The sequence below is a fragment of the Oribacterium sp. oral taxon 078 str. F0263 genome (genome assembly GCF_000469565.1).
Lineage (GTDB): Bacteria > Bacillota > Clostridia > Lachnospirales > Lachnospiraceae > Oribacterium.
In genome coordinates, this window is the sequence record NZ_KI273113.1 from 1 (window position 1) to 9,157 (window position 9,157).

The 9,157-nt window shown below is 46.4% G+C and carries 8 protein-coding genes and 4 pseudogenes; 6 read left to right on the top strand and 6 right to left on the bottom strand.

Annotation, left to right across the window (positions count from 1 at the left end; translation table 11 throughout):
* A pseudogene (locus tag HMPREF1986_RS13130) lies at positions 1–152 on the top strand (IS3-like element ISRgn1 family transposase); the annotation flags it as partial.
* 76 nt (positions 153–228) lie between these two features.
* On the opposite strand, the gene HMPREF1986_RS05825 reads toward HMPREF1986_RS13130, so the two are convergent.
* The 6 genes and pseudogenes from HMPREF1986_RS05825 to HMPREF1986_RS05850 form a co-directional block, all read right to left on the bottom strand.
* Positions 229–1,671 carry an RNA-binding domain-containing protein gene (locus HMPREF1986_RS05825; protein WP_021773860.1) on the bottom strand — a complete coding sequence of 481 codons (1,443 nt, stop codon included), beginning with the start codon at positions 1,669–1,671 and terminating at the stop codon, positions 229–231.
* A 22-nt stretch (positions 1,672–1,693) separates the two neighbouring features.
* Positions 1,694–2,176, bottom strand: a complete 483-nt coding sequence (locus HMPREF1986_RS05830) for an SLATT domain-containing protein (RefSeq protein ID WP_330365129.1) — start codon at positions 2,174–2,176, stop codon at positions 1,694–1,696.
* Positions 2,173–2,559: pseudogene (locus tag HMPREF1986_RS12860) on the bottom strand (ATP-binding protein); the annotation flags it as partial. The pseudogene HMPREF1986_RS12860 and the gene HMPREF1986_RS05830, both read right to left, overlap by 4 nt.
* A gap of 15 nt (positions 2,560–2,574) precedes the next feature.
* Complete coding sequence (locus tag HMPREF1986_RS05840; protein WP_021773863.1) at positions 2,575–4,056, bottom strand: transposase; 1,482 nt, start codon at positions 4,054–4,056, stop codon at positions 2,575–2,577.
* Positions 4,057–4,392: 336 nt separating this feature from the next.
* Positions 4,393–5,280, bottom strand: a pseudogene (locus HMPREF1986_RS13515) (nucleotidyl transferase AbiEii/AbiGii toxin family protein).
* Positions 5,277–5,864: a type IV toxin-antitoxin system AbiEi family antitoxin domain-containing protein gene (locus HMPREF1986_RS05850; RefSeq protein WP_036599519.1), complete on the bottom strand. Its 588-nt coding sequence runs from the start codon at positions 5,862–5,864 to the stop codon at positions 5,277–5,279. Before HMPREF1986_RS05850 ends, HMPREF1986_RS13515 begins: the two are co-directional and overlap by 4 nt.
* A gap of 623 nt (positions 5,865–6,487) precedes the next feature.
* Here HMPREF1986_RS05850 and HMPREF1986_RS05860 point away from each other — a divergent pair.
* The 5 genes and pseudogenes from HMPREF1986_RS05860 to HMPREF1986_RS05880 all read left to right on the top strand — a co-directional run.
* Positions 6,488–6,862: a type II toxin-antitoxin system PemK/MazF family toxin gene (locus tag HMPREF1986_RS05860; RefSeq protein WP_021773868.1), complete on the top strand. Its 375-nt coding sequence runs from the start codon at positions 6,488–6,490 to the stop codon at positions 6,860–6,862.
* A 33-nt stretch (positions 6,863–6,895) separates the two neighbouring features.
* On the top strand, positions 6,896–7,072 hold the full coding sequence (locus HMPREF1986_RS05865) for an SHOCT domain-containing protein (protein ID WP_021773869.1): 177 nt from the start codon (positions 6,896–6,898) through the stop codon (positions 7,070–7,072).
* Positions 7,073–7,091: 19 nt separating this feature from the next.
* Positions 7,092–8,237: pseudogene (locus HMPREF1986_RS05870) on the top strand (recombinase family protein); the annotation flags it as partial.
* A gap of 139 nt (positions 8,238–8,376) precedes the next feature.
* Positions 8,377–8,673 carry a transposase gene (locus tag HMPREF1986_RS05875; RefSeq protein ID WP_036599522.1) on the top strand — a complete coding sequence of 99 codons (297 nt, stop codon included), beginning with the start codon at positions 8,377–8,379 and terminating at the stop codon, positions 8,671–8,673.
* Positions 8,673–9,157: IS3 family transposase (locus HMPREF1986_RS05880; RefSeq protein WP_021773872.1), on the top strand; the 485-nt coding region annotated here is incomplete at its 3' end. The genes HMPREF1986_RS05875 and HMPREF1986_RS05880, both read left to right, overlap by 1 nt.

Consider the following 9,157-nt stretch of genomic DNA (forward strand, 5'->3'; position numbering starts at 1 on the left):
GCGATGTCAGATATAACTGCACTATGATTGACCTACATGACCGCAGCGTCATCGCAAGCATAACTGACCGTCACATAACGAGCGACCTGGAGATCCGGACTTTGGACAAAGCTTTAGCATCCCAAAAAAGTATCAGCCCTGATTTAATACTTCCTATATGTAACCTTGTAATTTTCGACCGCTTCAACCTTAACGCTTAGCAGGGAATAAGTCGGAAATCCCATCGTCTCAACCTTTAAACAATACTTTCCAATAGCCATTCTGGCTTGTACCGTGTCGCTGTATTACGGCGTTTTTCTTTAGCTTGTTCATGTAATATTTCACGGTATTGATATCCCAGCCTAATTCATCTGCAAGCTTTGTTTGTGTATAGTCTGGATGCTTCAACAAGATATTAACTAATGCCTTATCTTTTTTACTCAGCTCAGCTTGTGTAGTGCCTTGGGTAGTAGCTTGTGTAGTACCTCGGGTAGTCGGCCCGACCGTAGCAGTTGCCGCCTCGGAAAGAGGAATCACTGTTGTAAAAACATCTGCTTCCGTGAAGATCGGCTCTCCGCCGGAATACAGCTTCGTGTACTTGTAGCTATTGCGCATGCCGCTTCCCAGCTCGTCAGCAAGTCCGATCTCTCTGAATACCTTTGCTATCGGCGGATTCTTTGCAAATGGCCTGAACGTTTTCAGATTCAGGTTTCCGTGCCCGTGTGCAAGATTCGCATTTTCTGTTATGATCTTATCCCGTTCAATAACAAGCTTCGGTACATATCCGCTGGAAAAATCACGGTGCATAAGCAGATTGGAAATAATCTCACGCAGAATTTTGTCTCTGGCACTTACTCTCTGGATTCCATCCAGCGTGAATACGTCATTTAGATGCTTCTTTCCAAATTCCATCAAACGATCGTAACTTTCAATCAGGTTCGTGATCACCACATCCCTGTCATCATATCGGTCAACATTGAATACTCTGAAAATAGCGTCTGTCTTATGCTGCGGCAAAACAGACATAATGCGGTTATCCGTCCCGAAAAGCAAAATTGCCGCAAGCGTGATGCCCTCTTTGTTCGTTTCCGGATCTTCAAGTATGAGACCGCAGCTTCTTAGCATCTCTTCATCCGTCATATCCACCCACGGATGGTGCTCGTTGTTTACCCTTGTCATCCGCCTTGCGCGATCCATCAAATCGTGGCGAAGGCTGGAAACCGGAATAGCAGGATAGACCTTATTAACAAAATAGGTGCTTTGTTTGCGGGCATAAAGGTTGAAAACCATGTCCGCATTATTTGTGATATCGATGTCAGACTCATTATTCCGGTCAAAAATCCTGCCTGCATTGCGATAAACCGTTTTTCCAACTGGAACATAAATGTAAAGAAGAATACGTCCATCGACCTCATATTCCTCAGGAGTCAGATATAACGGCGGGTAGATTTTGCTCTCATTATTGATCGTCGTAACAAAGTTTTTCTTCATCTGTTCGACGCAGTCTTTATCAACACCGAGAATCGCTCCATTATCCTTCACTCCAAGGAAAATATGGCCTCCTTCTCGATTGGAAAAAGAGCAGACGGTATCATAGACATCTTTTGTAATATCCGTTTTTGATTTTTTGAATTCGACTGTTAGTCCCTCGCCCTGACGGATCAGGCTCATCAAATTTTCAGGGAGCATCATATAACTCACCCCTTTCAATTATTCACTTATCAATTCCATTAGGTAAAATAGAATCGACCTCATTATCTTTAAAAGTCTGCTCTTCTTCATCTTTTAATGCCCTCTGAGCAGCCTTATAGCTTTTAACATCCGTTGCAGGGTAATTATTATTGACTTCTGACACTTTCTCACAAAGAATATCTCTTCTTTTCTGTATTTCATTATCTTCAAGCACTTCAAAATCAACTAATAATGAAACATAGCTTTCTCTGATGTCCCACAACATATTTGCAGCATTTCTATGCTGACTGACTTCATTTTGAATCTTATATTCCTTTGCATATAGATTCAGACACAAAGACAATACAGCTGAGATTCCTGGATATACCGGTGCGGTGAAACCGCCTGTCCGGAGGACTGGAAACCGCGAGTCCGGACATAAGGAAACCGGTATTTTTGCGGCATAGCCGCCATCCTGAGGAAGGGATCCCCAGGATGGGGCTGCCAGTTGATTGGTTACAGTTATTCACTCAGTGCCGGATCCAGTCCGTATACTTCCCTCATAGAGCGGTAGTTGGAAGGATCCGTCGGGACGATCTTGATCTGATAGGCATCATGCTTGATGCGGTCAAGAATCGCTTCAGCCAGAGGACTGTCATCCCCTCCAAGCTGGTCATACCATCCGCTGGGATCATACTGAGAGCAGAAGACGGTAGAGGACTTTCTCCGCCGCCTGTGCAGCAGTTCAAGGATGTCATGCTGCTCTGCCTCTGTTGGCTTCAACAGGAGCCACTCATCAATGATGAGGAGGATCGGATTGGCGTACTTGGCCAGGGCTTTGTTGTACGTGCCATTGGTACGAGCCATCTCCAGTTCCAGGAGCATATCCGGGAGGCGGATATATTTGGTTTTAACACTGAATCATTAGTTTTTACGTAATAGATCAACTCCCAGTGTGTCCAGGATGGATTTCGTCTTCTTCTGGATTGCTGAGATACGGAAGCCCTGGCCATCGCCAGAGTCCACTTTATAAATGTTCCTTGTCAACTTCATAACGTCAACTGCTGTGTACTTCTCGTTGAGATTTGTGTTTCTGAGCGCATTGATCAGTCCGTAAAAATAAAGGAGGCTGATGTGGTTCAGAAAGGCCCATCCGCGGAAGTATTCATCACTGTGTGCATAAGCGGCTCCCGGTATTACGGTGTTCTTCAGGTAGTCGAAGCATTCTTCGATGTGCCAGCGTTCCTTGTACGCGAGATAGATTTCCTTGGGCGCCGTGTCAATGTTGCTGCAAAAAGAGAAATATCCCATGCGGATTTGCTTGAGGACGTCCATCGGTTCGTAACCTTCTTCACCGTACTGCTTCTCGGCTTTCTCGACGAAACGACCCTGCAGTGTGTCACGCCTGATGTTATCACGAAAGGTGTAGATCCAGTTACCGTTAATTCCACTCTTCCTTTTGCGGAAAAAGATGCTGCGGCTTTTATAGCTGAACACACCGTCAAACTTGTTATCGTCTGTATTCAGGTAGAACTCCTCCTCGACATTCACGGTGTTCTCCTGAAGCGGCAGGATATACCTGGCTCCGGCAGCAAGCAGTGCCGAAACATTCGGCTTGGAATAGAAGCCCTTATCGGCAATGATGATGCAGTCTGTAATACCGGAATCGTTAAGGATATCGATAAACGCTGCCTTGTCTACCACAGAGCCCTGAAGCACCTTGTAAAACACAGGTCTGTGCGTATCTTTGTCAAAGATATACAGGATACGGACCTGTGGGTCCTGACTGTGATCCGGGTTATAGCCCTTGGTTGAGAGCGAATCACCCAGGCGCGCAAAAAAGGATGATCCGTCAAACAGCAGAGATGTTCCCGGCATAATCGATTCACGCATAAAGGCTTCCATCGTCGGCTGTTTTTGACCGAGCTCGGCAATAAACCTGCGGACCGATCCTTCGGATATGGCGATGTCCGGACAGATATCACTGAGACACGAGTCCATGAACACCGGCTTAATCAGCTTTGCCGGGACGCCCTCGACCAAACGTATCAATGACAGCGTGCGGATTTCACGGAAGACATCCGGGAAGAACTTCTGAAGTTGAACGCTAAGATATGGAGAAAGCTGCATCAGCGTTTTATACGCTCCATAGTTCTTCACAACTGGTGCAACATCAGGAGTGATGCGCATCTCCTTCATACGTCGCATCCCGTTGGCATTCGGGATGAAGCCGTCAACCTCGGTAATCTTCCCAACGCTCCTTAGGGTCTTCTTTTGGGATCTGCCTTTGGCGGCATCCCACTTGGACGTCACTGGGTAAACATAGTAGTAACCACCTATAGCTCGGATTTCACATGCTCCAAAAACAGTTGGCTTATGAACTTTGATTGACGCAGGAATTGGCATAACAACGGTTCTCCAATTAACGCAACTTACGTAATAAGTATACCATTTTTATGCCGCTAAATCAATGTTTTTAAAGGTGCAATATCAAGATATTGGCCGAAGATCAAAGATTTTTCGCCATATCTTAATAAAAAATCGGATTGATCCGGATAACCATGAGCTGATTTAGGCCGATTCAATTAACGTAAAATTTGTTGTTTCAGTGTTATAATTCTGGAGGTCATTGAGAACCTGACAAGGATTGCCCGGGAGCTGTAAGCCAGTAAAAATGAAGGAGCAGAGAGACCTGATCTGTTAATCTCTCTGCTCCAGTTCGTTTTATGAGCCCATAATGATTTATTTCCAGCACCCCTCATCCAGATCCCATTCAGTGACTGGCGCATTGGTTTGAGTCAGAAGGGGCGTTACAAATGTCTTGATCCGGGACATGGCATCGTTCATTGAGACCGGGATCAGGGCTTTTTTCTTTTTCAGGAATGAGTTCCATCTGGTCTGATGCATCGAAGCACTCAGAAACTCATTGCTGAATACTGGCGTATCCATTGTGATGGGAGTTTTCCGGTTTGCGAATGTTTCCGCGACAGCGTTGTTCAGTTCTTCATAGTTGAAAGGATATTTCTCTGACAGCACATAAATGTCGTAGAAGTCCTTATAACGGCTGTTCAGGAAACCGTTTTTGACAATCGCTTCCAGCTTCTCGGCAATGGAAGATTCCAGGGAGTATGCATTCACCTTTGGAGCGTCCATATCCAGAATCACGGGAAATTCCATCTCTACGGCATCCGGATAAATCACATCACCAAACCCGATATCAATTCCGATTGGAATTCTGGTCCGGTCAAGATATGCGACCGCTGAGATATGCAGTCCGTGTTATTCTTTGAATTCTGTGATATCTTCCGCTGTAATGGAATCAAGGTCGAAAACAAGAGCGTCATCGGTATCCTGAGCAAAGATATTACGGAAGACGTCTTTCATTTCCTCAGTGCTGTTTGAGATACGTCTGGCCAGCAGGTCAACATCTGTCGTGGCCCGCTCATACTTTCTGTCGAAGATGGCATACAGAAAGATGCCGCCTTTCAGAACAAAATGGCTGGCATAAGGTGATACTGAGATCCGGTAGATCGTTCGCTCAAGTCCGTAATAGACGAGAGCATCCTGGAATGTGCAGCCGGAGCTGACAGCGAAATTCTTCAGTCTTGCCTTTACGGAATCTGCATTCATGAAATAAGCACCTCCAGATAAGTTCTTACAATAGCTTCACACCGCAGCATTTTGGCATAGGTATAGAGCCGGTCGATCTGACGATCCTTCCTTTTCAGGTAGTTGCGCAGCACCTCTGATGTTTCTTCAATGCCGATTTTATTGCGGTAGTAGATGATATCAACGACGGTCTTTTCAATGTCAAAGATGCGGAATGAATCGCCGCCTTCCGTGATCTGTGCAACACCGGTTTCCATACGGGAAGGATCAAAATAGTATATCTTGATTTCCGGCCAGTCAGGAAGAGTACTGACTTTTTTCTTCCGGTCGATCGCAACATCGACAACATCGGGAAGAAAATTCGTAAGTTCATAATATCGGGCGGCACTCATCAGGCAGATCACACCGTCCGGAACATACGCAGCAGCGTTGATGAAATCATTCTCATCACCTTTATAGGAGAGATTCTCGTATGTGGTCCGGTTGATGCGGTGCAGCTGACCGTTTTCTTCCATCTGGCCGATCTTGTAGTAAGAATAGCCCATGTTTTTCAGTTTGCTGGTCGTGTAGTATTTCTGATTTGCTTCAAGCGTGATCACAAGCATCACCTCCTTGTCCCGGAGCATACACTATTCTGAAAACAATTTCAACTAAATTCGGCAGATAAAAATAATAGCAGAAAATAATCAGAATATCGTCGGCATGGATCAAGACCAGTACCGGTCTTATAAAGGACGGTGACCGGTCGCTTCAGACTCTAAAATTCAGCTTTCACTGACCCTAAAATTGGAACCGTAGGAGGGCTTCCCCTCCTGCGGCGACATGGATCTTTGAAAACTGAATATCATTCATCAGATACATCCCCGTACGGGCGTGAAAATGCCAGCCGGTTGAACCATACGCAAAGACTCCGGAAGGATGAGCGAGAACTATGCCGTTCATATATGCAGGACAGCTATCTGCAAGGCGATGAAACGTACGGGCACAATGGTACTTCTGTCCAGCCACAGCCCCGGGTGGGACCCGGATCACGCAATGGAGGCAGCTGCGGGAGATCCCCGCGGGGGGGTGAGGCCCATGGAGCTGAAAGCATTCAGCCGTCTGATGACTTCCCGGTCACTGGGGTGTCGAGGAAAAATAAGTGAAAAGGAAATGAACGTTACGCCGCCGGCTTTATTACGACCGGCGGTGATACATATACAGACATTTCTGTAGAGAGGAATTGCCAATGAAAGAGTTTATCTACCGCAAGGGCGATGTATTCCTTGCGGATCTTGGTATTCCTCATGGCTCAGAGCAGGGCGGCCGCCGTCCGGTCGTGATTGTCCGGAACGATGACGGCTGTATATATTCTCCAACCGTCACGATGGTGCCGATGACAACGGCGATCAAGAAACCCTTTCAGAAGTCTCATTACATTCTTCGGTATTCGGACTGCATCCGTTACCGGTCGATGGTGGAGGCAGAACAGATCCAGACCATTGACAAGGACCGCATCATCCGGCGGATCGGTCATCTGGATCCAAGAGATATATCCGGAATCGAAGAGGCCATGAGGAATCATTTCGGCTTCGATATCCCGGACTGTGTCGAGGCGCCGTAAATATGATGACGAAGGAAAGGAGGGAATGCTCAGATGGAGAAGAATGAGAAACTGCTTCGATATTCCATGCAGCTGGCGTATCTGCATACGCTGCTCTCAGCTAAGCTGATCACGGAGAGTGAGTATTCCCGGATCAAAAAGAAATTGCAGAAAGATTATAAAGTGCCGTCTGACATCCTTGCTGATTTTGAATCGCGTGATGTAAGGTGAGGCAAAGGAGGCGAGGCAGATGGCAAAAGTCGATGTAATCAAGGCTCAGGTATCTGTGACTGACCGCAGAAGACGCAGCAAATCCATAGAACGCAAGCGCGTCGCGGCATACTGCCGGATCAGCACGGACAGTGAGGATCAGCTGAACAGCTACAGATCGCAGGTTCAGTATCATACAGATAAAATCAGCGAAAACGTGGACTGGATGATGGCCGGAATCTATGCGGATGAAGCGATTACCGGCACCCAGGTGGCAAAGAGAGAAGGCTTCCAGAAGATGATCAATGACTGCATGAGCGGTCAGATCGATATGGTCATCACGAAGTCGATTTCACGCTTTGCTCGTAATACATTGGATACACTGAAGTATGTCCGGATGCTGAAGGAGAAGGATATCGCCGTCTTCTTCGAAGATGAGAATATCAATACGCTTTCCATGGACGGAGAGCTGCTTCTGGTGGTGCTCAGCGCTGTGGCACAGCAGGAAGTTGAGAATATCTCTTCCAACGTCAAGAAGGGATTGGCAATGAAGATGTCCCGTGGCGAGATCGTAGGCTTTGCCGGAGCACTTGGATACGACTATGATCCGGAGACAAAATCCATCTCAGTCAACGAGGAAGAAGCGAAGATCGTTCAGTATATCTTCAAGCGTTATATCGAAGGTATGGGGGCCCATGTGATCGCCAGGGAACTGGAGCAGATGGGAGCGCTCACCAATCGCGGCAACAAGAGCTGGTACGATTCAACCGTTCTCGGGATCATCAAGAATGAAAAGTATAAAGGGGATCTGCTGCAGGGGAAGACATTTACAGTCGATCCGATCACAAAACGCAGACTCGGTAACCTGGGAGAGGTTGACCAGTATCTGATGAAGGATCATCATGAACCGATCATTTCAGAAGAAATGTGGGAGCAGGCGCAGACAATCCTGAAAAGAAGAACCGTAGTCCATGAGAATTCAAACGTAGATCCGAATTCATACCGGGAACAATACAGCCGGAAATTCGCTTTCAGCTGTATGGTGAAATGCGGCTTCTGCGGAGCGTCACTAACAAGACGTTCCTGGCACAGCGGATCCAAGTATCATAAGAATATCTGGCTGTGTATTTCCTCTTCAAAATACGGGAAGAGGAACTGCCCGGAAAGCAAGGGCATTGCGGAGGAATATAATGGGTCAGTTTTCAAGACAAAAATCTGAGATTTTTATAATGAACTGATATCCATAGTTATGTGAGGTGATATGCTTACGTTGTAACACCAGTGGCTTAATGAGTATAATAAGCTTAGTAAAGGAGCAAATCATTATGTCACGAAAGTATGAACCGGAATTTAAGCGTAAGATCGTCCGTCTGCATCTTGAAGAGGGGCGAAGCTACAAGAGCATTACTGCAGAGTATGGTGTCTCTAAAACCGCCGTTTCTCATTGGTGCGAAGAATTCAGCAAAGAATGCCAGTCCATAAGCCAAAACAATCCGACTGCTTTTACTGAGGCAGATCTCATGAAGGAGAACAATCGGCTCCGCCGTGAGCTGGAAGAATCCAAAAAGGAGGTGCTCTTCTTAAAAAAAGCGGCGGCATTCTTTGCGAAGGAGATCGGTTAATGGCTTACCGCTTCATCGACGATGATAAAGATTTTTTTGGTGTCCGCTGGCTGCTGCACAGATTGGATATCGATCCAAATGCATATTATAACGATAGAAAGCATCACAAGGCGGGCTGCCGGGAAGAAAAGCAACGCATTAAGAAGCAGATTGAAGAGATCTATCATAAGCACAATGGTGTTGATGGTTACCGTATGATGCAGGCCTATCTGGAACGAGCAGGCATTGTTTTGAGTCCCCTGACTGTGCATAAATATATGAATACGGAACCGGGGATCCTGTCTGTCACCCGCCGAAAACGCCCTGAATACCATAAGGGGAAAGCACATAAGGTGTTCCCCAATATCCTTGAGCAGGATTTTGACAGCAATGAGATCAATACAAAATGGTGTACCGACTTCACCTGCCTGTTCTCAGAAAATGGAGAAAAACGCTATAACTGCACCATTGTGGATCTTCACGATCGAAGCGTTATTGCAAGCAT

What these genes read in the sequence shown, in the direction of transcription:
- HMPREF1986_RS05875 (WP_036599522.1), top strand. Translation starts at nt 8,377, where the DNA reads ATGTCACGAAAGTATGAACCGGAATTTAAGCGTAAGATCGTCCGTCTG.
- HMPREF1986_RS05825 (WP_021773860.1), bottom strand. Translation starts at nt 1,671, where the DNA reads ATGATGCTCCCTGAAAATTTGATGAGCCTGATCCGTCAGGGCGAGGGA.
- HMPREF1986_RS05840 (WP_021773863.1), bottom strand. Translation starts at nt 4,056, where the DNA reads ATGCCAATTCCTGCGTCAATCAAAGTTCATAAGCCAACTGTTTTTGGA.
- HMPREF1986_RS05860 (WP_021773868.1), top strand. Translation starts at nt 6,488, where the DNA reads ATGAAAGAGTTTATCTACCGCAAGGGCGATGTATTCCTTGCGGATCTT.
- HMPREF1986_RS05865 (WP_021773869.1), top strand. Translation starts at nt 6,896, where the DNA reads ATGGAGAAGAATGAGAAACTGCTTCGATATTCCATGCAGCTGGCGTAT.
- HMPREF1986_RS05850 (WP_036599519.1), bottom strand. Translation starts at nt 5,864, where the DNA reads ATGCTTGTGATCACGCTTGAAGCAAATCAGAAATACTACACGACCAGC.